This is a genomic window from Streptomyces sporangiiformans (genome assembly GCF_005768555.2).
Taxonomy (GTDB): domain Bacteria; phylum Actinomycetota; class Actinomycetes; order Streptomycetales; family Streptomycetaceae; genus Streptomyces; species Streptomyces sporangiiformans.
In genome coordinates this window covers 14,791-38,538 of the sequence record NZ_VCHX02000096.1, presented here as the reverse complement: position 1 = coordinate 38,538, position 23,748 = coordinate 14,791, and the positions used below count along the sequence as shown (strand labels likewise).

Annotated in this window: 20 protein-coding genes and 6 pseudogenes; 13 read left to right on the top strand and 13 right to left on the bottom strand. The window is 68.1% G+C overall.

What is annotated here, in order from left to right; translation table 11 throughout:
* From FGD71_RS11260 to FGD71_RS11245, 5 genes and pseudogenes are all read left to right on the top strand, one after another.
* Positions 1 to 988 (top strand): carbohydrate ABC transporter permease (locus FGD71_RS11260; protein ID WP_140935859.1); only part of this gene is annotated, 988 nt, incomplete at its 5' end.
* Positions 985 to 1,572: pseudogene (locus FGD71_RS11255) on the top strand (carbohydrate ABC transporter permease); the annotation flags it as partial. The gene FGD71_RS11260 and the pseudogene FGD71_RS11255, both read left to right, overlap by 4 nt.
* Positions 1,573 to 1,583: 11 nt before the next feature.
* On the top strand, positions 1,584 to 1,859 hold the full coding sequence (locus FGD71_RS48740; protein ID WP_338120049.1) for an ABC transporter permease subunit: 276 nt from the start codon (positions 1,584 to 1,586) through the stop codon (positions 1,857 to 1,859).
* 86 nt (positions 1,860 to 1,945) lie between these two features.
* Positions 1,946 to 2,617 (top strand): bifunctional 4-hydroxy-2-oxoglutarate aldolase/2-dehydro-3-deoxy-phosphogluconate aldolase, encoded by a 672-nt coding sequence (locus FGD71_RS11250; RefSeq protein ID WP_119100255.1) that lies wholly within the window; start codon positions 1,946 to 1,948, stop codon positions 2,615 to 2,617.
* Complete coding sequence (locus FGD71_RS11245; RefSeq protein ID WP_119100254.1) at positions 2,614 to 3,573, top strand: sugar kinase; 960 nt, start codon at positions 2,614 to 2,616, stop codon at positions 3,571 to 3,573. The genes FGD71_RS11250 and FGD71_RS11245 overlap by 4 nt, the downstream gene beginning before the upstream one ends.
* A 249-nt stretch (positions 3,574 to 3,822) precedes the next feature.
* Here FGD71_RS11245 and FGD71_RS11240 read toward each other — a convergent pair.
* The 5 genes and pseudogenes from FGD71_RS11240 to FGD71_RS11220 all read right to left on the bottom strand — a co-directional run.
* Positions 3,823 to 4,077: pseudogene (locus tag FGD71_RS11240) on the bottom strand (IS110 family transposase); the annotation flags it as partial.
* A 144-nt stretch (positions 4,078 to 4,221) separates the two neighbouring features.
* Entirely contained in the window at positions 4,222 to 5,676 is a 1,455-nt protein-coding gene (locus FGD71_RS11235) for an NF041680 family putative transposase (protein ID WP_240436524.1), read from the bottom strand.
* A 145-nt stretch (positions 5,677 to 5,821) separates the two neighbouring features.
* Positions 5,822 to 6,667: an NAD(P)H-binding protein gene (locus tag FGD71_RS11230; protein ID WP_119100261.1), complete on the bottom strand. Its 846-nt coding sequence runs from the start codon at positions 6,665 to 6,667 to the stop codon at positions 5,822 to 5,824.
* A 220-nt stretch (positions 6,668 to 6,887) separates the two neighbouring features.
* Positions 6,888 to 7,379: an SRPBCC family protein gene (locus tag FGD71_RS11225; protein WP_119100253.1), complete on the bottom strand. Its 492-nt coding sequence runs from the start codon at positions 7,377 to 7,379 to the stop codon at positions 6,888 to 6,890.
* Positions 7,376 to 7,768, bottom strand: a complete 393-nt coding sequence (locus FGD71_RS11220) for a metalloregulator ArsR/SmtB family transcription factor (RefSeq protein ID WP_119100252.1) — start codon at positions 7,766 to 7,768, stop codon at positions 7,376 to 7,378. Before FGD71_RS11220 ends, FGD71_RS11225 begins: the two co-directional genes overlap by 4 nt.
* Before the next feature lie 187 nt (positions 7,769 to 7,955).
* On the opposite strand from FGD71_RS11220, the gene FGD71_RS11215 reads away from it, so the two are divergent.
* Together FGD71_RS11215 and FGD71_RS11210 are read left to right on the top strand one after the other, a co-directional pair.
* Positions 7,956 to 8,495 carry a phosphoribosyltransferase family protein gene (locus FGD71_RS11215; protein ID WP_119100251.1) on the top strand — a complete coding sequence of 180 codons (540 nt, stop codon included), beginning with the start codon at positions 7,956 to 7,958 and terminating at the stop codon, positions 8,493 to 8,495.
* A gap of 128 nt (positions 8,496 to 8,623) precedes the next feature.
* Positions 8,624 to 10,077, top strand: a pseudogene (locus FGD71_RS11210) (NF041680 family putative transposase).
* Positions 10,078 to 10,742: 665 nt separating this feature from the next.
* On the opposite strand, the pseudogene FGD71_RS11200 reads toward FGD71_RS11210, so the two are convergent.
* From FGD71_RS11200 to FGD71_RS11180, 5 genes and pseudogenes are all read right to left on the bottom strand, one after another.
* Positions 10,743 to 11,458: pseudogene (locus FGD71_RS11200) on the bottom strand (adenylate kinase).
* A 278-nt stretch (positions 11,459 to 11,736) separates the two neighbouring features.
* Entirely contained in the window at positions 11,737 to 12,810 is a 1,074-nt protein-coding gene (locus FGD71_RS11195; protein WP_119100249.1) for a protein kinase family protein, read from the bottom strand.
* 643 nt (positions 12,811 to 13,453) lie between these two features.
* Positions 13,454 to 14,831, bottom strand: a pseudogene (locus FGD71_RS11190) (IS1380 family transposase).
* A gap of 181 nt (positions 14,832 to 15,012) precedes the next feature.
* Positions 15,013 to 16,191: a MalY/PatB family protein gene (locus tag FGD71_RS11185; protein WP_205571119.1), complete on the bottom strand. Its 1,179-nt coding sequence runs from the start codon at positions 16,189 to 16,191 to the stop codon at positions 15,013 to 15,015.
* Complete coding sequence (locus FGD71_RS11180) at positions 16,188 to 16,667, bottom strand: DinB family protein (RefSeq protein ID WP_119100248.1); 480 nt, start codon at positions 16,665 to 16,667, stop codon at positions 16,188 to 16,190. Before FGD71_RS11180 ends, FGD71_RS11185 begins: the two co-directional genes overlap by 4 nt.
* Positions 16,668 to 16,740: 73 nt before the next feature.
* Here FGD71_RS11180 and FGD71_RS11175 point away from each other — a divergent pair, with 73 nt between their 5' ends.
* Complete coding sequence (locus FGD71_RS11175; RefSeq protein ID WP_240436523.1) at positions 16,741 to 17,295, top strand: CGNR zinc finger domain-containing protein; 555 nt, start codon at positions 16,741 to 16,743, stop codon at positions 17,293 to 17,295.
* Positions 17,296 to 17,428: 133 nt separating this feature from the next.
* Positions 17,429 to 18,844, top strand: coding sequence for an MFS transporter (locus FGD71_RS11170; RefSeq protein ID WP_205571117.1), 1,416 nt, complete (start codon positions 17,429 to 17,431; stop codon positions 18,842 to 18,844).
* Between the two features lie 333 nt (positions 18,845 to 19,177).
* Here FGD71_RS11170 and FGD71_RS11165 read toward each other — a convergent pair whose 3' ends face one another.
* The gene (locus tag FGD71_RS11165; RefSeq protein WP_119100247.1) at positions 19,178 to 20,554 is read right to left on the bottom strand and encodes an IS1380 family transposase; all 1,377 of its coding nucleotides are present in this window, start codon (positions 20,552 to 20,554) and stop codon (positions 19,178 to 19,180) included.
* Positions 20,555 to 20,688: 134 nt separating this feature from the next.
* Positions 20,689 to 20,817, bottom strand: coding sequence for a hypothetical protein (locus FGD71_RS49645; protein WP_276147133.1), 129 nt, complete (start codon positions 20,815 to 20,817; stop codon positions 20,689 to 20,691).
* A gap of 5 nt (positions 20,818 to 20,822) precedes the next feature.
* Here FGD71_RS49645 and FGD71_RS11160 point away from each other — a divergent pair, with 5 nt between their 5' ends.
* Both FGD71_RS11160 and FGD71_RS11155 read left to right on the top strand, forming a co-directional pair.
* On the top strand, positions 20,823 to 21,407 hold the full coding sequence (locus FGD71_RS11160; RefSeq protein ID WP_119100246.1) for a DinB family protein: 585 nt from the start codon (positions 20,823 to 20,825) through the stop codon (positions 21,405 to 21,407).
* Positions 21,408 to 21,452: 45 nt separating this feature from the next.
* Positions 21,453 to 22,275 (top strand): annotated as a pseudogene (locus FGD71_RS11155) (IS5 family transposase).
* A 264-nt stretch (positions 22,276 to 22,539) separates the two neighbouring features.
* Here FGD71_RS11155 and FGD71_RS11150 read toward each other — a convergent pair.
* Entirely contained in the window at positions 22,540 to 23,157 is a 618-nt protein-coding gene (locus FGD71_RS11150; protein ID WP_140935858.1) for a hypothetical protein, read from the bottom strand.
* Between FGD71_RS11150 and FGD71_RS48735 the strand changes: the two genes are divergently transcribed.
* Together FGD71_RS48735 and FGD71_RS48730 are read left to right on the top strand one after the other, a co-directional pair.
* A complete protein-coding gene (locus FGD71_RS48735) occupies positions 23,147 to 23,479 on the top strand; it encodes a hypothetical protein (RefSeq protein ID WP_240436522.1) in 333 nt (110 codons plus the stop codon). The genes FGD71_RS11150 and FGD71_RS48735 overlap by 11 nt on opposite strands.
* Entirely contained in the window at positions 23,476 to 23,718 is a 243-nt protein-coding gene (locus tag FGD71_RS48730; RefSeq protein ID WP_240436521.1) for a hypothetical protein, read from the top strand. The genes FGD71_RS48735 and FGD71_RS48730 overlap by 4 nt, the downstream gene beginning before the upstream one ends.
* Positions 23,719 to 23,748 lie beyond the last annotated feature (30 nt).

Genomic DNA, 23,748 nt, shown 5'->3' with positions numbered 1-23,748 from the left:
GGCGTCGTCGTCCCCGCCCCGGCCGGCCGGCCCCGCTCGCCGGCCTGCCTCGCTGCGGGCCCGCCGGGCACGCGCGTTCTATGTGTTCACCGTGCCCTGGGTGCTGGGCTTCCTCGCCCTGACGGCCTTCCCACTGGGGTACGCGCTGTGGCTCAGCTTCACCAACGCCGACGGCCTGTCACAGAACTCGCGTTTCGTGGGGCTGGACAACTACCGGGAGGTCTTCTCCGACCCGGAGACGATGTCCTCCCTGTGGCGCACCGGAGTCTTCACCGCGGTAACGGTGCCGCTGACGATCGTGGCGGGACTGCTCCTGGCGGTGCTGGTGAACCAGCCGATACGGGCCCGCGGGGTGTTCCGCACCCTGCTGTACCTGCCCGCCGTGGTGCCCCCGGTCGGCGCCGCCCTCACCTTCAAGCTGATCTTCGACCGTGACTCGGGAGCGGCCAACGGCGCCCTGGACCTCGCCGGTATCAACGGCGTCACCTGGCTGGTCGACCCCTACGCCCGCTGGGTGCTGATCGTCCTGACGCTGTGGGGCGTGGGCAACGGCATGATCATCTCGCTGGCGGGGCTGCAGGACATCCCCAAGGAGCTGAACGAAGCGGCCAGGGTGGACGGCGCGAGTCCATGGCAGTCCTTCACCCGCATCACCCTGCCGCTCCTCTCCCCGGTGATCTTCTTCCAGGTCGTCACCGGCATCATCGGCTCGCTGCAGACCTTCATGCCGCTGCTCATCGCGCTCGACCCCACGCCCAAGGGCGTCTCGTCCGTGCCCGAGAGCAACTACTTCTACATGATCAACGTCTTCGCCCAGTACTTCGCCAACGGCCGCTACGGTTACGCCTCCGCCCTGCTGTGGGTGCTCTTCGCGATCATCTGCGTCGTCACCTTCCTCATCTTCAAGCTCAGCAAGGGCGCGGTCTTCTACTCGGTGGAGCCGGAGCAGGCGAAGCCCAAGGCCCGCACGATCGGAGGCAGCCGATGAGCGTGCTCTCCCGGCGCAGCACCGTCTACATGCTCCTGATCGCGATCCTCGCGCTGATGCTCAGCCCCTTCGGCTGGCTCGCGATCACCGCGCTCAAGGACGTGTCCGAGCTGCGCGCCTTCCCCATCCACTGGTGGCCGCACGAACCGAACCTCGGCAACTTCCGCCAGGCTCTGACCCTCTTCGACTACTTCGGCTACGCCCGCAACTCCCTGACGATCGCCACCATCTACGCGGTGCTGGTCACCCTCGCCTCGGCCTGGGCGGGCTACGGCTTCGCCCGGCTGGACGCCCCGGGCAAGAAGGCCATCTTCGCCGTGCTGCTGTCGACGATGATGCTGCCGGCCGTGATCACCCTCATCCCGACCTATCTGATGTTCGCCAAGCTCCACCTCCTCAACACCTACATGCCGTGGGTGCTGTGGGGTCTGTCCGGCGCGCCGTACCTCATCTTCCTGTTCCGGCAGTTCTTCAGCAACATGCCCAAGGAACTGGAGGAGGCGGCGATCGTCGACGGCTGCGGGCAGATCCGTATCTTCTGGCGGATCTTCCTGCCGCAGTCCTGGCCGGTCATCGCCACCAGCNCTTCTGGCGGATCTTCCTGCCGCAGTCCTGGCCGGTCATCGCCACCAGCCTGATCCTGTCCTTCTCCTGGACCTGGGGCGACTACATCGCCCCGGCCCTGCTGCTGGACGACGCCCGCACCACTCTCGCGGTCAAGCTCGCCACCGGCTATGTCAACGAGCACGGTGCCCAGCTCGGCAACGTGGTCGCCTCCGGCGCGGTGATGTACGTCGTACCCGTGCTGGTGCTCTTCCTGATCATGCAGCGAGGCTTCATCTCCGGGATCTCCACCTCCGGACTCAAGTAACGCCGTTCACCGACGCACCATCTTGCAAAGGAACTTCCCTTGACCAACACCCTGGGCACCAGCAACTCTCCTGTGGCGGCCAGGTCATGACGGAACGTCCCGCTCTCACCCCACAGCTGGACAGTACCCGGGTCATGGCCATCCTCCGGTCGGCCGACGCATCGGGACTGTCCGCCGTGGCCCGGGCCCTCGCGGACGGCGGCATCACCTGCCTGGAGGTCACCCTCACCACCTCGGGCGCCCTCGACGCGCTGGCCGCCATCCGGGACGAACTCGGAACCGAGGTGGCCGTCGGCGTCGGCACGGTGATCACCACCGGGCACGCCCGGGACGCGCTCGCGGCCGGGGCCGAGTTCCTCGTGGCCCCCGTCGTGGACACCGAGGTGATCCGCGGCGCCGCCGACAGAGGCACCCCGTGCTACCCGGGCGCCTGGACACCCACCGAGGTGTCCACCGCCTGGCGGGCGGGAGCCGCCGCCGTCAAACTCTTCCCCGCGAGCACCGGCGGCCCCGCCCACCTGCGGCAGCTGCGGGCCCCGCTGCCGGACGTCCCGCTCCTCGCCGTCGGCGGAGTCGGCATCGACCAGGCGCGCGACTACCTCGACGCGGGCGCGCGTGCCGTGGGCATCGGCTCCCCGCTGCTGCGCGGCACCGACCGGAACCCGGCACCCGAAACCCTGGACGCCCTCACCGCGAGGGCCCGCACGCTGCTCGACGCGATCCGGGCCACGCCCTGTGCCCAGGAGGCGGGCCAGTGAACGACCCTTCCCAGCAACGCTCCTTGGTGACCGTCGGAGAGGTCCTCGCGGTCCTGGCCGCGCCGGACGTCGGCCCACTGACCCTGGGCTCCGGGCTGCGCCTCGGGCTCGCCGGAGCCGAGTCGAACGTCGCCGCGGCGGTCAGCCGGCTCGGCGGATCCGCCACCTGGATCGGCCGCGTAAGCGACGACGCCCTCGGCGACCTCATCCTCCGCGAGCTGCGCGCGGAAGGGGTCACCACGGTCGCAGTCCGCGACGCCGCTCCCACCTCGCTCCTGCTGCGTGAACGCCGTACGGCCACACACAGCCGTACGCGCTACTACCGCACCCACACGGCGGGTTCCCGGCTGTCCATCGAGGACATCCCCGAGGACCTCGTCGCCGGCGCGGCGGTCCTGCACATCACCGGGATCACCCCCGCGCTGGGGGAGGGGCCGTCCCTGGCCGTGACCCGGGCGGTGGACATCGCCGTGGACGCCGGGGTACCGGTCTCCCTGGACATCAACTACCGCTCCCTGCTGTGGAGCGAGGCCGACGCCAGGCGCACGCTGCTGCCGCTGCTGCGCAGGAGCGACCTGGTCTTCGCGGGACCGCACGAGGCCCGGCTCGCGGTGCCCGGCGCCGAGGAGCCGGAGGCGCTCGCCAAGGCCATCTGCGAACTCGGCCCCACCGGAGCCGTGATCAAACTGGGCGTCGAGGGCGCGTACGCCCTCCTGGACGGCCAGGAACTCCGTCAGCCCGCCGTGCCCGTCACCGTGCACGACACCGTGGGTGCGGGAGACGCCTTCGCCGCCGGGTACCTCGCGGAACTGCTCGCGGGCGAACCGCCGGAGCGGCGCCTGCGGACGGCGGTGCTGCTCGGCGCCTTCGCCGTCAGCACTACGGGCGACTGGGAGGGTCTGCCCAGGCGCCACGAACTGGACCTGCTCGACCACCACGACGACATCGTGCGCTGAGCCCCTCCGCTGTCCCGCCTCGCCTCCACTCCCTCACCTGCTCAAGAACCCACCTGCTCAAGGAACATCCCACCGGGCGTCGTGATGCAGCAAACTCGTCCCCACGGCCTTCGTGCTGGTCAATGTGTCCTTGGTCGGAGCACAGAATCAGCCGAAGGCCGTGCCCACATCCGGCGATTCCCCATCCGGGCGGTCAAGTACGGGCCGTTGTTCGAGTCCGGAGGCTAAAGAACTTCCCAATAGCGGTCGTCAAGCCGTGGTGGGGAGTTGAGGATGGAGCTCGTACGGAGCGTGGTCGCGGATCATGGCCCAGAGAACGTTGAGGCGACGGCGGGCCAGTGCCAGTACGGCTTGGACGTGAGTCTTGCCTTCGCTGCGTTTGCGCTGGTCGTAACGCTGCGAGGCAGGACATGAGCGGAGACTGGCCATCGCGGCGAGGTAGCAGGCCCGCAGAAGGCCGCGGTGGTACCGACGGGGACGGCGCATATTGCCGCGGTCCCGACCGTCGCAGGCTCCGGGTGGCCAAGTCTTTTCAGCCATCGAGCGGCGACAAGCTCACTGCCATACCCAGAACCCTCGGGCTCACCGATCCTACGAATGACCGGCGTTGGCCCGCGCTAGAACGGTAGGACAAGCTCAGCTTGCCATTTATGCAGTTCGACGGGGCTTCGTGCCCTTCTTGTGGTGGGCGGGGCGGGTGTATGCCTCGCCGGTCGCGAGGACGCGTCCCACGTCATGACGTACGGCCGGGCGACGGTTCCTCGAGCCCGGTGGCCGTCCGGGACCGGGACGTGAAGGTTTGGGTGCACCGGCCGGGGAGCCGGTCTTCGCGTGCAGGTTTCTGAACCCGCGCCGGACGCGGGCGGGTGTGAGTTTGTTGGGCGGGGCTGGCTTCTCCCAGGGCCGCCTCAGGTCGGCGGCCAGTGAGCGGGCGAGCCGGAGCTGGGCATGGGCAGCGATCACCAGCCAGGTCCACCGGTCGGCCTCCCCCGGGCTGCGAAGTCGGGGCTTGGTCCACCCGAGCGTCTGCTTGAACAGGCGGAATGTGTGTTCGATGTCGAAGCGGCGGAGGAAGGACTGCCAGCAGCGGTCCATGTCGGCTTCGGTGGCGCCAGTGCCTGACCACCACAGCCAGACTGGCTTGTTCACTCCGCCGCTGGGCAGCTTGTCCACGGTCAGGCGGATGACGGTGCCCTCGATGATGGGCAGTGGCCCGTCGTGGTCGATCCAGGCCGCCCGGCGGGTCAGTCGTGGGTGCAGCCGGTCCCACGCCCGCGCGGTCGCCGCGCCGTAGAGCCGGGTGTCCGTGGTCGTCACGGCCTGCTCGGCGCCCCAGGTGGCCGGGTCGCCGAAGACGAACTCGTCGCCGTGCTTGGGTGGCCGGCCGCCCTTGGGGTCGTAGACCCGCGGCGGTGTCGGCCGCCGCATGACGCGGTCCGAACGGAGTCGACCGAGGATCTCGACGGGCAGCCCGGCCAGCAGGTGAGCGATGCGGGGCGCGTCGTAGCCGGCGTCCAGCACCACCAGGATCTCCGGGTCGCCCTGCCGCCACTGGCCGACGGCGATGAGCCGCTCGACGACCTCACGGATCTGCATCGTGGTCACCGCGGCGACGTCTGCCCCGGGCTGCAGGCGGGCCGCGTCCAGCAGTGCGGTCCAGGAGGTGCGGCCCCTTTCCAGCGCGGCCACCACCGAATACGGCCAGCCGGGCACCATCTGGTGCTTGCCCTCGCCCCGGCCGTAGGTGTGGCAGAAGGCCCGATTCGGGCACGTGGCGGCGTCCGGCCGTAGCCACGGAGAGACATCGACCGCCAGGACCAGGCGGCCATCCGCCGCGCGAGGCAGCGGCAGCCCGGCCAACGTCCGCCGCAGCCGGTCGACGTTGAGGCGACCCTTGTTCAGGCTGCCGTACAAGGCGCCGTGGCCGCGGCGGTGTTCCGGCGCGAGCGCCAGGTCGACCAGCGTCCGCACCGGCCCGTCCGTGCACAGCAGCGCGTCAGTCAGCTCGAACAGCGCGTCCTGGCGTGCGGTCAGGCAGTCGTAGAAGTCGCCCCGGAAGCGTGACAGCGCTGTGAACGCCTCCCATCCGTCGTTCTGGTGCAGCACACTCGTCTCCGCGGTCTCGGTCCGTTTGTGCGTCCTTGGCCGGAGCACATGATCAGGCCGAGGCTGTCCCCACGTCTGGCGAACTCCCAGGTGAGCGACCCAGTTTGAGGACCTTTCGGGCCGGGACTTTGAAACGGCGAACCTAGCGGAAATCGTCCGCGTGCTCTTGCGCCCACGAGCGGAACGTGCGCGCCGGCGCTCCGGTGATCTCTTCCACCGTGGAGGTGATCAAGGTCGATTCGGGCCGCGTTTCAGCGCTGGCCAACAGGGCCTCGACGAGAGCAGGTGGCCTGCCGTCGGCGAGCATCTGCTCTCGTGCGACCTGTAGAGGGACCTTCTCGAAGCGCGTCGGGCGGCCGATCGCTTCCGCGATGGTGTGTACCTGCTCTGCTCTGCTCAGTACCTGCGGGCCGGTCAGGACGTGTTTCATGCCCGTATGCCCGTCATCGGTCAGCGCATGTACCGCCACGGCCGCGACATCGCGCTCGTGGATCACCGCCGTGGCGGCCATGTCGGGACCGCGAACGACGTGCGTGGTGCGGATCTGCTCGGCCCATCCTCGTGCGTTGGAGGCGATGGTGTTCGACCGCAGGACGGTCCACTCCAGGCCGGATTTTTCGATCAGGCGCTCCATATCGGCGTGGAGCTGATTGATCGGGTCGGTCTGCCGCTCGGCGCCCTCGTTCACACCCGACGACGAGAGGTAGACGATGCGACGGGCATGTCGTGCAATCGCCTCCAGCACGGCCAGGGCCCCCTCGGTCGTAAGGAACGGCCAGATCAGGAACACTGTTTCGCTCCCGGTCAGCGCCCCCTCCAGCGTGTCCGGCTCGGACAGGTCCCCGCCCACGACCTTGACTCCCTTCGGTAGCTCGGCCGATTCGGGATCACGCGCCAACGCACGCACAGCGGTGCCTGTCGCCAGGAGCTGAACAACAACTTGCCGGCCGACATTGCCGGTCGCGCCAGTCACAAGAATCTCACTCATGATCAGGTCAGCTTCGGCCGTGCTCGGAGTATTCCGTCCTGCCGGGCCCGGGGGCTCGAAGGCGAGGACGGGCACGGCCGTCGAGCGCATGCCGGGGCCTTGCTGAGGCTCTCCGGCCAAGGACGCACATGATCAAGCGAGGCCACCCGCACGTCTGGCGAATGCCCAGGTGAGCGACCCAGTTCGAAGGCCGTTCGATCTCAACGGATAAGCGACAAGCTCAGGCCAGGGACTCGAAGTATGCCTTCTGCGCGGGGTAGTAGTCCTCGAAGGCAGGCCGTGGCCTGCCCGTGCGTGCGGCGGTGAGCATGTCCAGGTAGTACTCCCAGCCCGGGCCGGTCTGGCCGAGGTGCTCTGTGGAGGCGAGATGATGGACCAGCCGGAGTTCGGTGGTGCCGTCGCTCTCGGCCAGCAGCAGCTCCATCGACCAGGATCCGGCCTCGTCCTCCATCGAGACGGCGAGTCGGCGCGGCGGTTCGCAGGCTTCGATTCGCAGTGGGCACCAGGGCGCCGACTCCTCGAACACCATCTGCACTTCGACGGTGCGGCCGGCCGCCGCCTGGCCGCGCCACGGGCCGAACCAGCGGGCGGTGCGCTCCGGCTCGGTGACACTCGCCCAGACGTCATCGGCGGAGGCACGGTAGCTGCGGGTGAGGATCAGGTCGTGCCCCGTCGGCGTGGGGATGAGTTGTCCGGTGGGCTCAAGGGTCATGCCGTGTCCTCCTTGGAGTGGCGCGCGGTGTGCTGATCGTTGGCGGGCTCAGCCCGATTGCGGTCCCGTCGGGTGCGGTGAACCTCGGTCTCCAACGCCGCCAGACGCTGCGACCAGTCGACACGCTGGGTGTCGAACTGCGTGAGCCAGGCGGCTAGGTCACCCAGCCGGGAGCGGACGAGGGAGTAACGCCGATGGCGTCCGATCTGCTGGTCCCGGACCAGGCCGCTCTCCCGCAGCACGCGCAGGTGACGGCTGACCGCGGGTCGGCTGATGGCGAACCGGGCAGCAATGTCGCCTGCCGTCAGTGGGGTACGGCGCAACATCATCAGGATCTCCCGGCGCACCGGATCGGCGATGGCGTCGGCCACCTTGCTCAGGTCGTCCACACCAGAAGCGTAACCCATAGGTTACGCGTCAAGATGGCAAGCCTCAGGTTGCACCCAGCGCGGAGGTTAAAAGGCAAGCTCAGCTTGTTCTTTATCTACGGGCTCAGGTCGATGTCGTGAGAGCCAGGATGCCGGGGTGGTCGTTAATGGTTTGCTGCCTTGTTCGGCGATCGGAAGACTTCCGCTCATGCCTTCGACTGCGCGTGACCTGACGCTTGAACACTTCCGGTGGATCGGTGGTCACGCGGATGTGTGGGCGATCTTTCGGGATGCCAAGGCCTTGGCCGCGGTGGTCGCCGCTCTGGTTGAACCGTTCCGGGATGAGCAGATCACAGCAGTCTGCGGGATCGAGTCGCGGGGATTCCTCCTAGGCGGTGCCGCGGCCGTCGAGCTCGGCGTCGGTTTCGTTCCCATCCGCAAGGGTGAGGGCCTCTTCCCAGGCGACAAAGTCGTGCGTCAGTCGTCTGCCGACTACCGACGCCTTCGTCACACGCTGCGACTCCAGCGATCCTCGCTGGGGCCGGGAGACCGTGTTCTGATGGTTGATGACTGGATTGAGACCGGAAGCCAGGCTGCGGCCGTCAGGAGCATGGTCGAGGAGTGCGGGTCCACCTGGGTGGGATGCAGCGTCATCGTTGATCAGCTCACCGGTGCGCCGAAGAAGAACGCCTTCAGCACCATTCGAGGGCTGTTGACTGCGCAAGAACTCCCACCGTGCGAGTCATGAGTTCAGCTTCCCGACGTCGAACCGATCTCGAACTTGAGGCAGGTTTGCGCAGTTCAGCGGACGTGGGGGCGGCCTCCGCCTGATCATGTGCTCCGACCAAGGTGCACGTGACCGAGACGAAGGCCGTGATGGTGAGTCTGCTGTCTGATTCTGTCCGGACGGAAGCGTTCGCAGAGGCGTCACGCTTCCGGGGTGGGTTCTACGCATGTCTGACCGCCCGGCGCGATGAACTGTTCGAGTTGGTGGACGCGGTGCTGTGTGCGGACGGCCCGGTGAAGTCGCCGGTGGATCTGACGCTGGTGCCCGAACACCGCCGTGGTCACGGCGCGTTGTACGGCGCTCCGCTCTCAACCGCGGCGGGATTGATGTCGACCGTCTGCGGACGGCGCTAGCCGGGTTGCCGCTGCCACGTTTCGAGGGCGGGCGCCTGGTGCTTGCGGTCGACGTGTCGCCGTGGCTTCGCTCTGACGCTCCGTGCTCGGACCAACGGCTGTTCTGTCATGTCTACGGGCGGGCGAAGTCCGCGTCGCAGTTCATCCCGGGCTGGCCCTACTCGTTCGTCGCTGTCCTGGAGCCCGGTGCCACGTCGTGGACAGGGATCTTGGACGTGGTCCGGCTCGGGCCCGCCGACGACGCGACCGCGGTCACCGCCGCCCAGCTGAGGGCCGTGGTGGAACGGCTCGTCGCGGCCAGCCAGTGGCAGCCCGGGGCCCCGGACATCACGATCGTCATGGACGCCGGTTACGACGTCACCCGCCTGGCCTGGATGCTGCGGGATCTTCCCGTCGAGTTGGTCGGCCGGATCCGTGGCGACCGGGTGATGCGCCTGCCGAGGCTGCCCCGCGTCTACGCCCCCAAGGGCGGGCGCCCACCCAAGCACGGGCCGGAGTTCCGCTTCATCAAGCCCGAGACGTGGCCCGACCCCTCCGTGACCACGGCTACCGACACCACCAACTACGGCAAGGCCGAAGCCCAGGCGTGGGACCGGGTCCACCCGAGGCTGAATCACCGCTCGGCCTGGCTGGAGCACGACGGTGAACTCCCCATCGTCGAGGGCACCTTGGTCCGCCTCAAAGTCGAGCACCTCTCCAAGGAGCGGGAGGCTCCGCCGGTATGGCTGTGGTCCTCGAAGACCAAAGCCACCCCGGCGGACGTGGACCGCTGGTGGCAGGGGTTCCTGAGGAGATTCGACCTGGAGCACACCTTCAGGTTCGGAAAGCAGACGCTCGGCTGGACCACCCCGAAACTGCGTACACCCGAGGCGGCGGACCGCTGGACCTGGCTCCTGGTCGTCGCGCACACCCAGCTCAGGCTCGCCCGGCCCCTGGCCGCCGACCTCGGTCGGCCCTGGGAGAAGCCGACCAAGCCCGAACGCCTCACTCCGGCCCGGGTCCGCCGGGGGTTCAGAAACATCCGAGCCCACCTGCTCTGTCCGGCCCGTGTTCCCCAACCTCGTGGCGCCGGTCCCGGACGCCCGCCCGGGACCAAGAACCGCCATCCCGCACCCCGCTACGACGTGGGCAAGACCGTCAAAAGCCCCGAGACTCTCAAGGCCATCGGCAGACCTGGAAGATCCTGGTAGATAAAGAACAAGCTCAGTGCGTGTTTCTAAGCCCCGGTTCTGAGTAGCCTGGGGTCCTACGCTGGCCTGGTGTCCGAGGACGCCGGTCGGGCCGGGGAAAGGATCTGCCGGGGCTGCGGGGAACGGCTGAGGCCGGGGCCCGGCCCGGGGCGGAGTTCGTCGGTGTGTCGGTCCAGTCAGTGGCGTCGGGAAAGGCGCTTGCGCCAGCGCCTGGCGGCCGTCCGGGACGGTACGGGCGAGGTGGAGTGTCCGGAGTGCGGGGCCCGGTGGGTGGCTGGCGTCGACCGTCGCTCGGATGCGGTGTTCTGCTCGCCGCGGTGCAAGGTGAGGGGTTGGAGGCGCCGAGCGGAACCATTCGGCGAACGGTCACAGTAACCGCAGGGCGAACGCATCCCTGATCCAACTTCGGTCACCATCCGGTTATTTGCGGCCATTCATTGTGATCTTAGGATTTTCGGTCTGACTCTCGGCTTGGAAGCGCCATCACGCTCATGACCAGGCGCCTCGCACGGAAAGGCGCCATCCCAGCTGGGCGAGAAAACCGGCGCCAGCCGACGGCTGACCGGGCCTGCATCGCAAGGGTCCGGTCAGCCGCGTCGTCCCAAAGTCGGGGTGTCGAAAACAGCCACCGGGCGGGCGGAGCTTACAGTCCTCGGCGGCGGCAGTCAGGGACGGCAGCCCCGCACCTTCCCAGCGCAGGGGTCAACAGCTCGACGCGCCGGAGGCATCGACCTGGCCTGGCCGATCGCGACCAGCGCGCGGTCCAGGACCTCCTGGACCTGGCCGAGGGCCGAGATCGTGGTCACCAGGCCCTGAGCTTGGTAGTGGTCGACGACCGGCGCCGTCTCGCTGCGATAACCTCCAGTCGCTTGCGAACGGTTGTCTCGCGGTCGTCATCGCGCTGGTACAGCTCACCGCCGCAGACGTCGCAGGCTCCTGCCACTTCAGCCGGGCTGTAGTCGACGTGGAAGATGTGTTCGCGGTCCTGACGGCACAACCGTCGTCCAGCGATCCGCCTGACCACCTGGGCCTCGGGAATCTCCAGGTCCAGTACGGCATCCAGCCTCGACTTCGAGTCGGCCAGGATGCCGTCCAGAGCCTGGGCCTGGGCAAGATTGCGGGGGAAGCCGTCCAGCAGGAATCCGCACTCGGTGTCCGGACGGGCAAGGCGCTCTTTGATCACCCCGATTGTGACCTCGTCCGGTGCCAGAAGGCCGGCGCGTATGTGCGTGTGGGCGTTCTGCCCGAGCTCGGTGCCCTGGTCGATGTGCTCGCGGAACAGGTCACCGGTGGAGATGTGCTGGATCGACAGATGCGCGGCAAGGCGCACTGCCTGCGTGCCCTTGCCAGCTCCGGGCGGCCCGATCAGGAGGACGCGCATCGATGAGGTGTCCCTTCGTCATGCGTGGCCATCAAGTCGTCTCTGGGACACACGATCGCCGCGCACCGATGTCATTGCCCATCCGGTGAGCCACCCCCTGGCGGTGGGGATGACCACACCATGGGACATCACCGCGTTGGCTTTGTATCTCACTGCGGGAGTCGTTTCGAGGTGACTGTGGGAGTCACCTTCTGAACGAGTTTGCCATGTCGGTTTGTTCTGACGTCACCCAGGGGCTTGTGGTGGGACGGTGGAGTGTGCTGCTGCCGCAGCGGGTCCTATGACCCCGTCGCCGCATCAGGCGGGCTGTCCTGCTGTCCGATCCGGCGGATCGCCTCCAGCGGGTAGGGGGTTTCCCGGCTCTCCTCCTGGAGCCTGCGGAAGAAGTCCCACATCACCGCGGCGAGCGGCGCATGGCGGGCGATGATCGTCGAGGCCGCCTCCGGGATTCCCGTGGGGCGCTCCCCCTCGGCGCACGCGCGCACCAGTGCGTAGCGCTCGTCCCACCCATACCCGTACAGGGCGGTGACCAGCCAGTACACCAGGTACGAGGCCGTGTAGCAGCGGTCGTGGCTCCGGTGCCGGTCGTAGAAACCGGCCTCGTCCCTGGACAGGTCGAAGCGGGAAGAGAGCGCGAGGCCGTAGTCTGCGAAGTACAGACGGCGGCCGTCGGTCAGGATGTTCTTGAAATGAGCGTCGAAGTGCAGCAGCCCGCGGGCGCTCATGAACGAGGTGCCGGCTTGCAGTTCGTTGTCCACCAAGGCGCAGGCCCGCCCGGCCACCTCGTCACCGGCCCCGATCTGGACACCCAACCAGTCGTGCAGGTTCTGTGGGATGTACTCCAGGAACAGCATGAGGCTCGCCGTGGACTGCTGGAGAGCCTCGATCCGGCGGCGCACCCCCGATCCGCCTCCCCAGTAGGCGACAACTCGTTCCACATCGGCCAGCTCCTCGGGAAGTGGCTGGCCAGGCCCTGGTACCACCCGCCAGTGGTACATCAGGGGAAAACCCTCGTAGTCTCCCGAGATCACCCAGTTCGTCGTCATGATCTGCACGGCCAGCTCCCGCCAGGCTCCGAACCCCGGGCCGCCGATACCGTACTGGCAAAAGGAGGGCACTCCGAACAAATTCGCCGTGCAGTGAACGTTCTCCGGCCGTCGCTCCAGATCGGTCAGCGGTACCTGCTTGACGAAGACCGGGGTTTCGTCGACCTCCAGCAGTAGTGTCTTCCCGCCGATGCCGGAACCGATCGGTGTGGCGGCGTCCACGAGCTCGTGCAGTCTGCGATCGCTGCATAGCGCCAGCGATGTGGAAACGGCACCGTGGGCAGCCAGACGAGCACCACGGGACATGTCAGGGCTCTCCACCTATGCCTCCAGCCGGGCGCCCGCCTCTCATGCAACCACTTCAACGAACACCCGGGCAGGAGCTGCCGCCACCCTTTCACGTCGAGGGCGATGAGCCGCTCCTGGGGCCCTGACGGCTGCCACAGCGCCCCAGTGACATCAATTCACATCGACATTGATCACGAAAAAGCCCCGCGAGTGACTCCCGAACTCACCTCGAAACGACATCCCTGAAAAGTGACACAGCCAGCCGCGTTGAGGTTGATGCTCCTCCGGTCTCGGTCTCTGATCATTCGGACAGAGCCAGGTCCAGGCCGAAAACGATGAGCACCGTTCCGGTGGCCGATCAGAGTTCAGAAACACGTACTCAACTTGAGTTTTAACCTCCGCGCGCGTGCGGAGGAGGCTTTTCGGAGCGCCCTGGCAGACTGCCCGCCATGGACACCGAAGCGTTCTGGCGCATGCTCGACGCCGCTAACCTCGATCGTTCATGAGGGTCCGTCAGCTTGCTGACGGACCCTTTGTGGTGAGTGTTGGTGGAGGTTTTCGGAGTCTGGGCAGGTTGGGTGCCCGACTGTCGCGTCGGGTGTGCGCCGGGTTCCACGGCTCCGGTGGGCTGGTGCTGCTCGCAGGGATGGGAAGATACTGGTCAGCCGGGGTTCGGGAGGGCGTGAAGCCGGTCCAGGGCATCGGTGATCACACCGGTCCAGGGCCAGTGCTTGGCGAGGCGGAGGTAGCGACGGCGGCCGGTGGTAATGAGCTGGGCGGCGGTGGAGAACAGTCGCAGCCGCAGTCGGCGGGGCTCCCAGAGCCGGGCTTGGCCGGTCAGGGCGACCAGGGGCATCCAGGCGAGCAGGTCGAGGGCGATCTGGATGATCTCCAGCCAGATCTGGTTCTGTGCGGCGTCGTGGAGGGGAAGGTTGCGCAGGCCGGTGGCGCGGGCGGCGCGGATGCGGTCCTCGGCACGGGGCCGCTGCCGGTGGCGCAGTTCGAGGGTAGCGATCGCCTGGCCCGCTGTGTTGGTGGCGAAGCAGGTCAACCGCATGCCGTCGGCGTCGGTGAAGCGCAGTTGGGCGCCGGGGTGCGGCCGTTCCTTGCGCACGATCAGCCGCAGCCCTTTCGGCCAGCCGGTCAGGCAGTCGCCGGCGAGTTCGGCGACCCAGGCGCCGTCGCGGATCTCGCCGTCGGGTTCCACGGCCGGTGTCCAAGCCGAGGCCGGGATCTTCAGGACGGCCTGGTGGATGGCGTCGGTGATGGTCATGCCGACCGAGTACGACAGCCACCTTCCGCGCTGGGCGAGCCAGGCGACGAATTCGTGGGTGCCGCCGCCGGAGTCGGTACGGATCAGCGTCTGCCGCCCCCGCCGCAACCGCTTCGGCAGCTGAGTCAGGGCCAGCTTGGTGGCCTCGATGTGGTCTGCGGCGGTGTTGGAGCCCGCGTTGCCGGGCCGCAGCATGCCCACGACCGGCTCGCCGGACCCGCCGCGGCCGTGGTCGACGAACCCCATCAGCGGGTGGTGCCCGAACGTCTTCTTCCAGGTCGCGGCGGCGTCCTGCTTCTCGGAGTGTGCCAGGACGACGACGCCGTCGATGTCCACGATCACTTGCCCGTCCGCGTCCGGTGCTGCTTCACCGGCCAACCGCCATACGTGTTCGCGTACTTCAGCACGGGCGGTGCGCAGCGCAGCCAGGACCCGCTGTCCGCCCGCCGCCAGCTTGCTGATCAGCCGGGAGACCGTGGGGTCGGAGGCCACCGGCCCGAACACGGCCGGCTCGGCCCGCAGCATGCCCACATCGGCCAGGCAGTCTCCGCCCAGCGCCACCGCGAGCGCGACATCCAGCAGGATTCTTGCCCGGATCGTGCACCGTCCGCGGCTTGCGCCACGGCACAAGCGCCGCCGATATCGCCGCATCCAGACCGGACTTGCGGACCGTCTCGACCAGCAGCACCGCCCCGGCCTGCGAAACCACTCCGCGGCCGCCGCCCTCGACGCGGACACGCGGATAGGACCCGATACGCTTCTTCACCTGGAAGTGCCTCCGGCGGTGGTGGGAACAAGGACCTCAGCAATCCTCATTATCGCTGGTCAGAGGCACTTTCTGCTTTCTTGATCACCAGCCGGACAGCCCGCTTCGTGAAAGCGCGAGGCTAGGGCCGGCACAGCCCGGAAATCCTGACGGATCGCTGGGGCGGACTCACGGTGGTGCTCTAACTCTTTCCCAGTGCGCTATCGAGTCGGTCCAGGATTTGTTCGAGGTTCGCGGTAGTGGTGGCGAAGTTGAGTCGTGCGTAGGTCGAGCTGGTCAGTTCGGTGTGCTGAGTGAATTCGTCACCGGAGTTGAGGTACACGCCTGCGTGCCGGAGCAGCGCGGCCGCGGGGTCGGGTCCGAGGCCTGCCTGGGTGAAGTCGATCCAGGCGAGGTAGGTCGCCTCCGGGGGGAGGTAGCCGAGCTCAGGGTGGGCGCGGGCCCAGGCGGTGACGCGGTCACGGTTGCGGGTGAGCAGGTCGGTGGTGGCGTGGTGCCAGTCGTGGGATTCACGCCAGGCGGCGACGGTGGCGATGCGACTGAGGACGCTGGGGGTGCCGAAGTAGTCCAGCGGGGCGCGGTCGAGAGCGTCGGCGGTGGGTGCGAAGCCGAGGTGAGCGACCGCGCACCGGGTGCCGGCGAGGTTGAACGCCTTCGTCGCCGACGTCGCGGTGATGGTCAGGTCCTCCACGGCCGGGTCGAGGCCGGCGAAGGGGATGTGCCGGTGCGGTGGGTAGGTGAGGTCGGCGTGGATCTCATCAGCCAGAACGGGGATTTGGTGCTCGGTCGCGATGTCGGCCAGCCCACGCAGCTCGGCGGCGCTGAACGTGTGCCCAGTCGGGTTGTGCGGGTTGACCAGCACGAACAGACGAGGCCGTTCGGTGGCGAAGACGGCGTGGTGTCGGTCGAGGTCGAGTTCCCAGCCTCCGGCGGTGCGGTCGAGGGGGAGCGGCACGATCCGGCGTCGTGCGCGGTGGATCGCGGCGAGGAACGGTGGGTAGTTCGGCACGTGCAGGGCGATGGGATCGCCGGGCTCGGTGGTGTGTTCGATGACGATCTGCAGGATCTGGATCAGGTCGCTGAACACGCGGGTACGGCCCTCGCGGGGCTGCCATCCGTACCGGGACCGCATGCGGTCGGTGAACGCGTCGACGACGGGGTCGCCGTCGGGCCAGTAGGGGTAGCCGAGGTCCTGACGTTCGATGGTCTCGAGCATGCGGGCGCGGACGGGTTCGGGGATGCCGATGTCCATGTCGGCGACCCAGGCAGGTAGGACGTCGGCGTCGACGGCGGTCCACTTGGCTCCGTGGCCGGCTCGTAGCCGGGTCGGGTCGAGCTCAGGACGGGGTTGGGCACTCATGCGGTCTCCAGTGGCTGGTCGGGCGCGGCGGCGAGGACGTCGCGCAGGGTCTCCATCTGACCGTGGTGCTGGGCGAGTTCTTCGAACACGTGCTGCAGCGCGCCGCCCTGGGTGAGGCGGGTGGGCGGGCCGAGGAAGTCCGCGGGGGGCTCTTGGAGCAGGAACTGCTCGGGGTGCGTGTCGGCGACGTCGGTGTGCATCTGGGCGCGCACGGTCGCGCAACGCTCGACGAGCAGCTCGACCGGGCCGGCGGCGGTGAACTCGGCGTCGCGGTCGCGGTCGATCGGACGGCCGCGGACGAATCCGCCGACCCAGGTCTCGATCACGCACAGGCAGTGGTGCAGCAGCGCGTACGGCGAGTTCGCGCCGGGGTAGGCGGCCCGGTTCGCGCGCTCGTCGCCGAGCTCGACCACGATCGCGGCCATCCCGTCGAGCGCGCGATCGGTGAAGTACAGGTAGTCCTCGCGGCTGAGCATGCCACTCCAATCGTCACCAGTTCAGACGGTGACGAAGCTTGCACGGCTCGGTGTCACCTGTCAAGATGGTGACGTGGGATTCACGTTCGTGAGCGGAAGTGCGGCACTGGATCTGGCGGGCACGCTGAAGTGGCGCCGGACCGAACCGGAAGAGCTGCTGGCCGGGCCGGCCGACCTGGAGCGCTGGCTCGACGCCTCCACCGACCTGCCCGGCGAAGTCAGCGTCACCCAGAACGCGTTCCGGCAGGCCATCAGCCTGCGCGAAGCGGTCTACCAGCTCGCCACCGACCGGCTCGCCGGGCGCGGGTTCGACCGCCGAGCTCTCGACGCCGTCAACGACCTCGCCCGAGGCGCGGGCCTGACTGTGCAGCTCAGCGACACCGGAATCCGTCGGACCGGCAACATTGACGCTGTCCTGGCCGAACTGGCCCGCGACGCCGTCGCCGTCCTCGCCGACCGCGAGGCTCACATGAAGGAATGCGGCCGCCCCGCCTGCACCCGCATCTATCTCGATCATTCCCGCGGAGCCCGCCGTACCTGGTGTGGCATGGACGAGTGCGGCAACCGCGTCAAGGCCGCCGCCTACCGGGCGCGCAAACGCCGCACCGACGCTGCGGCCGCCTCCTGAGTCGTCTCACGACCAACGCCGGCCCCGCTTGACGTCGTCCATGTGACGGGGTCCTTTGCGCGGTTGAGACCGTCACCCCCTTGACAAGTGACGCGTCTCGCTTCGACTATCCGATGCGTCACCACTTAGAGAGGTGACGTTCATCGAATCCGAAGGGCAGCCCGCCTTGGACTCCTCATCCCTGCAGACCCGACCCAGCGGCCGCATCAGCGCCGGTGAAGTCGCCGCCCGGCTCGAACGACTGCCCTGGACCAGCTACCAGCGCAGCCTGTTCCTGATCATCGCCACCGCGTGGCTGTTCGACTCGATCGACCTCGGCGCCCTGACGCACCTGCTCGCCCCGATCAGCGCCGAGTTCGGGCTGACCGAGCTGCAGGCCGGCCTCGTGGGCAGTGCCACCTTCGCCGGCATGTTCATCGGCGCCGTCGGCGCCGGCGTCCTGGCCGACCGGTTCGGCCGGCTCAAGGTATTCAAGTACAGCATCATCATCTGGGGCTCGGCCAGCGTGTTGCTCGCGCTGTCCTGGGACTTCGCCAGCCTCGCCGCGTTCCGATTGCTGCTGGGCATCGGCATGGGCGCGGAATTCCCCGTCGCCGCCGCCCTGCTGTCGGAGTTCATGCCGTCGGCCAGGCGCGGCCGCTACGTCGCGCTGATGGAGGGCACCTGGCCCATCGGATTCATCCTCGCCGGCATCGGATCGTTCGTGCTGCTGTCAACGACCCTGGGCTGGCGCGGCTTCTTCCTCGCCCAGGCCCTGCTCGCCGTCGTCGCGCTCATCGTGCGCCGTAACCTGCCCGAATCCCCCCGCTGGCAGGTCTCCCGCGGCCACCACGCCGACGCTATCGCCACCCTCGAGCACGTCGAACGCAAGACCGAAGCCGCTTTCGGTCGTCCCCTGCCCGACCCCGGACCGATCGACGACCGCGACACGACCGGCCAGCAGGCCGGGCTGCGGGCGCTGTTCACCGACGGCTACCGCAAGCGGACCCTGGCCAGCTGGACGATGTGGTTCTGCCTGCTCGGCGGCTACTACGGCCTCACCACCTGGATCGGCAAGCTCCTCACCGACGCCGGCTACGACATGGTCGAGTCCGTCGGCTACATCGTCCTCATGGCCCTGTGGGGCATCCCCGGGTTCCTTACCGCCGCCTGGCTTCTCGAACGGATCGGCCGCAAGTTCTGCCTAGTCGGCTTCTCCCTGTCCTCGGCCGCAGCAGCGTTCGTCTACGGCAACGCCTCCGGCGTCACCGAGCTGATCATCTCCGGGTCGGTCCTGCAGTTCCTCTTCTTCGGGATGTTCTCCTCGATCTTCGCCTACACCCCGGAGCTGTTCCCCACCCGTGCCCGGGCCATCGGAATGGGCAGCTCCACCGCCGCCGGACGCCTCGGATCCATCTTCGGACCCGTCGTCGTGCCACTGGTCATCGCCGCCCAGGGCCCCAGCGTTGTGTTCGCCGCCAGCGCCGTGCTCTTCGTGACCGGATCGGTCGTGGCCATCCTGTTCCTTCCCGAAACCCGCCAAACCGTCCTGGAAGACATCTCCAGCTGAGTCGGTGGGGGCGTCGGCAACGGCGCCCCCACCTGACGCAAAACAACGGTTCGATCCACATGTCGAGTGTTGATCTCGGTCCACGGATCAGGTGGTCGGGAAGCCACTGAAGGGACGGGACCGGAATACGGCAGAAAGCGGCCGCGTCCAACCAGCACTTCCAAGCCACTAACGTCGATCTTTCGTGACGGTCCGTCGGTTTCTTCGGCGGGCCGTTTCGGTTGTTCGGGCTGTTGGTGGCCAGGCTGATGGCCCGGCTGTCGCGTCGGGTGAGCGCCGGGTTCCACGGATCCGGCTCGGGTGGTGCTGCTGGCAGGGACGGGAGCGTGCTGGTCAGCCGGGGTTCGGGAGGGTTTCGAGCCGTGCCAGGGCGTCGGTGATCACCTCGGTCCAGGGCCAGTGGTGTGCGAATCTTAGGTGCCGGCGGCGGGCGGTCGTGACGATCTGGGCGGCGGCGGAGGAGAGGCGGAGCCGGAGTCGACGGGGCTCCCACCTGCGGGTTTTGCCGGTCAGAGCGAGCATGGGCATCCAGGCCAGCAGGTCGAGGGCGAGCTGGACGATCTCCAGCCAGATCTGGTTTTGTGCGGTGTCGTGCAGGGGCAGGTTGCGCAGGCCGGTGGCGCGGGCGTTGCGGATGCGGTCCTCGGCGCGTGCCCGCTGGCGGTGCCGCAGTTCGAGTGCGGCGATCGGGACGCCGGTGGTGTTGGTGGCGAACGCGGTGAGCCGCAGGCCGTCGGCATCGGTGAAGCGCAACTGCGCGCCGGGGTGTGGGCGTTCCTTGCGGATGATCAGCCGCATCCCCTTGGGCCAGCCCTTGAGGAGATCGCCGTCGAGTTCGGCGACCCGGGCGCCGTCGCGGATCTCGCCGCCCGGCTCGACGGCCACCGTCCACGCGGTGGGCGGGACCTTGAGGACGGCCTGGTGGACGGCGTCGGTGATGGTCATGCCGACCGAGTACGACAGCCGCCTGCCCCGCCGGGCGAGCCAGGCGACGAACTCGTGGGTGCCACCGCCGGAGTCGGTACGGATCAGCGTCTGGCGTCCGCGCCGGTACTTCTTCGGCAGTTGGGCCAGGGCGAGTTGGGCCGTGGTGATGTGGTCGGCGGCGGTGTTGCTGCCTGCGTTGCCGGGCCTGAGCAGGCCGGCCACCGGCTCCCCGCTCCCACCGCTTCCGTGATCGACGAACCCCATCAGGGGATGGTGTCCGAAGGTCTTCTTCCAAGTCGCGGTGGCGTCCTGCTTTTCGGAGTGAGCCAGCACGAGCACCCCGTCCAGGTCCACGATCACCTGGCCTCCGGCGTCCGGGGCCGCGTTCGTGGCCACGTTCCAGACATGTTCGCGTGCTTCGGCCCGAGCGGCCCGTATCGCGTGAAGGGCCTTCGGCCCGGCCGCGGCAAGGGTGTCGATGAGGCGGGAGACCGTCGGGTCGGAGGCGACCGGCCCGAACACAGCCGGCTCGGCCCGCAGCATCCCGACATCCGCAAGGCAGTCCCCGCCCAGCGCGACGGCAAGGGCCACGTCCAGCAAGATCTTCCCCGGATCGTGCACGGCCCGCGGCTTGCGCCACGGCGTCAGTGCCGCCGATATCGCACCGTCCAGCCCGGACTTGCGGACCGTCTCGACCAGCAGCACCGCCCCGGCCTGTGAGACCACCCCGCGGCCACCGCCCTCGACGCGCACACGCGGGTAGAATCCGATACTCTTCTTCACCTGAGAAGCGCCTCCGGCTGGAGCAGGAACCAGGACCTCGACAATCCTCATTCTTGCTGGTCAGAAGCACTTTTCGCTTACCTGACCACCCGTCGGACAGCCCGCTTCATGAAAGCGCGAGGTTAGAGGTTGTCTCACGTGGCATGTTTCGCGAGCTTCTTGTAGCAGGTCAGGGCGGCGGCCATGGCCAGGCCTCGGCTCTGCGAGTCGTTGCGGACCACGTACGGGATCTTGAGACCACGAGCAGCCCATGGCAGGCTCATGCCGGATGATCGATGAATTCGCGAAAGACAACCTGCACGGGAGACTGCGGCGGGACCGCAAGGCGCTGCTCTGGAAACTCGACGGCTTGTCCGAATACGACGCCCGGCGGCCTTTGACAGCGACCGGGACCAACCTCCTCGGCCTGGTCAAACACGTGGCCACCGTCGAGGCCAGGTACTTCGGCGAGGTCTTCGACCGCCCTTCCCCGGAACCGCTGTCCCGGTGGCAGGACTCCAACGGCAGCGATCTGTGGGCGACCGAGGACGAGACCCGCGATCAGATCATCGGGTTGTACCGGCGCACGTGGGAACACTCGGACGCGACGATCAACGAGCTTCCCCTCGACGCCCCCGGCCACGTGCCGTGGTGGCCGGAGCCTTATGCCGACACGAACCTGTTCGCCATCATGGTCCATGTCCTCGGCGAGTCCATCCGGCATGCCGGGCACGCCGATATCCTGCGCGAGGGCCTCGACGGCCGGACCGGGTTGCGCGCCGAACTCGAGAAGCAGATCGACGAGGAAGCCCGTGCAGCCTACTGCGCGAAGATCGAGCAGGCCGCCAGGTCGGCCGCACCAATCAAGGCTTAGAGGTTGTCTCACGTGACTTGATGTTCGTGCGGCATGCTGCCGGTCGTGTGTGCTGATCTGTCGAAGCGTCTGGTTCCTGATGAACTCTGGGAGCTGGCCGCCCCGTTGCTGCCGTCGTTCGCTGCTCGTCCGCAAGGTGGTGGGACCGCTCCGTTGTGACGAGCGGGCTGTGTTCACGGCAGTGGTGTACGCGCTGACCAGCGGCTGTGCCTGGCGGCATCTGCCCGCCGACGTTCCGCACGTCGCCCGCCACCGCGCATCGCCGCTTCACGGTATGGACCGAGGCCGGCCTGTGGCGTCGGCTGCACCGGGCGGTGCTGGACGAGCTCGGGGCCCGCGGCGAGGTGGGACTGGACCTCGAACGATCGTCGACGCGGCCTCCGTTCGCGCCAAAAGGGGGGATCGCTGACCGGGCCGAACCCGGTCGATCGCGGCAAGAATGGCAGCAAGCTGCACGTGCTGTCCGATGCCCAGGGCATCCCGCTTGCCGTCGCTGTGTCCGGCGCGACCATGCACGACAGCCTCGCCCTCAAGCCGCTCATCCGCGGCATACCCGCCGTCCGGTCCCGCCGGGGACCACGGCGGCGCCGACCCGTCAAACTCCGCGCGGACAAGGCGTACTTCTCCGCCGAACACCTGACCTGGCTGCGCGAGCGCGGGCTCGTCGCGCGCATCGCGCGGCCCGGCATCGAGTCAGGCGAACGCCTCGGTCGGCACCGCTGGAAGATCGAACGGTCGATCGCTTGGCTCTTCGGCTACCGCCGCCTCACCGTCCGATACGAACGAAAGGGCTCGCACTTCCTCCCCTTCCTCGGCCTGGCCGCCGCCCTGACCTGCTAACAAGAAGCTCGCGAAACTTGCCACGTGAGACAACCTCTAAGGCCTCGATGTAAAGAAGCTTTGGTGGTAATGGCTGAAATTATCCCCTGTTCCGAATCGTATTGTGTCCGTCCGGTGTTCTTTGTTGGCCCCTATGAGGCCTTCCCCTGCCGAGTCGGAGCTGCTTCTGTGCGCTTCTTGATGCAGGTCAGGGCCGCAGCGATGGCAGGCGGCCAGGCAATCGGTTCCTCGATGCCCGTCTTTCTGCGGCGAATGCGGCCGCGTGCGACGGCATGCCGAGTTGGGACTGCGCTCAGCTTGCTGGCAGCGTCACCCCGACCGGCCCTTCGTCCGGGCCGAGAACCTGATCGCCGAACTCGCCGAACCCGCGGACTGGCTGCGGAACTTCGCCGCCGACCTCGCCGCCAAGTACTGCGTCAGCCGCGCATGCACGATGATCAGTTCCCTGGGACGACTTCTCTTGGACGAGCAGCCCAACCGCCCGCAGGCTCTGCTCGAACGCTCTCGTCGTTCCGGACGCTCGATGGGCTCCGTCGCCCGCGCACTGGAAACCTTCTTCACCGGTCACGGCATGGCCATGGCCACCGATCAGGGCGAGGGGCTTGCGGCCGGCCGCCGACAGCGCCGCATCGACGCCGTCCCCGAGACCCTGCGGCCAGCGATGGATGTGTTCGCCGCTTTCACGATGCGCTCGCGCGAGCGGGCCCGCCGGAACGGAACACGGCCTCGCAGCGACGCGACCGTCGAGGCGGCACTGGCCATCATGCGTGACCTCGCCCGCTTCCTCACCGGCGAACGCGGCAAGCAGGACTGGGCGCTGAGCACCCAAGGCCCGAAAACGTCGGCTGGTCGTGCTCGGACAGTTCTTCTGCTTCGCCCGCTCACGGAAGATTGTGCTGGTGGATCCCACCTGCGGTCTGTCCTCCCAAGGACCGAGCGGCTTCACCGGAGCGACGCTGACACTCGACCAGCAACGCATCCTGTTCCGCCGCTGGACCACCGGTCCGGCCGTTCACCCCCACGAGGCTTTGCTGGGCATGCTCGCGCTGTTGCACGGCGCCTCAAGTCGCGAGGTCAAGATGCTGCAGAGCGATGATCTGGACCTACAGGTGAGGACCGCTCGGCTCGGCGACCGCCCGCATCCGGGGTCCCCCTGGACCCAGCGTCATGGGCAGTGCTGGAACGCTGCCTGGCTCACCGCGAAGCCCAGCGGACCGAAAATCCCCACGTGATGGTCCCCGGCCAGACGAAGTCCGGCCGGGGACCGGCATCCACCGCCTATCTCAGCCACGTTCTGGATGCCTGCGGCTTCCCGCCGCGCCTGATCCGCTGGACTCGCCTGCTCGACCTGGTCAACACCATGGCCCCCAAACTCGTCGCCACCGCGTTCGGCATGGACCCCGAAGCCACCATGATCTACCTCGTCGACCGCGTCGATCCCGGCCGCCTACCCGGCCCGGAATCACGGTGACGGCGGGTGACCGGCTGACCTACTGTTCAG

Excerpts from the sequence above, each read along its gene's own strand:
- FGD71_RS11250 (WP_119100255.1), top strand. The coding sequence starts at position 1,946 with ATGACGGAACGTCCCGCTCTCACCCCACAGCTGGACAGTACCCGGGTC.
- FGD71_RS11230 (WP_119100261.1), bottom strand. The coding sequence starts at position 6,667 with ATGAGTGAGATTCTTGTGACTGGCGCGACCGGCAATGTCGGCCGGCAA.
- FGD71_RS11225 (WP_119100253.1), bottom strand. The coding sequence starts at position 7,379 with ATGACCCTTGAGCCCACCGGACAACTCATCCCCACGCCGACGGGGCAC.
- FGD71_RS11215 (WP_119100251.1), top strand. The coding sequence starts at position 7,956 with ATGCCTTCGACTGCGCGTGACCTGACGCTTGAACACTTCCGGTGGATC.
- FGD71_RS11195 (WP_119100249.1), bottom strand. The coding sequence starts at position 12,810 with ATGTCCCGTGGTGCTCGTCTGGCTGCCCACGGTGCCGTTTCCACATCG.
- FGD71_RS11185 (WP_205571119.1), bottom strand. The coding sequence starts at position 16,191 with ATGAGTGCCCAACCCCGTCCTGAGCTCGACCCGACCCGGCTACGAGCC.
- FGD71_RS11180 (WP_119100248.1), bottom strand. The coding sequence starts at position 16,667 with ATGCTCAGCCGCGAGGACTACCTGTACTTCACCGATCGCGCGCTCGAC.
- FGD71_RS49645 (WP_276147133.1), bottom strand. The coding sequence starts at position 20,817 with ATGAGCCTGCCATGGGCTGCTCGTGGTCTCAAGATCCCGTACGTGGTC.
- FGD71_RS11160 (WP_119100246.1), top strand. The coding sequence starts at position 20,823 with ATGATCGATGAATTCGCGAAAGACAACCTGCACGGGAGACTGCGGCGG.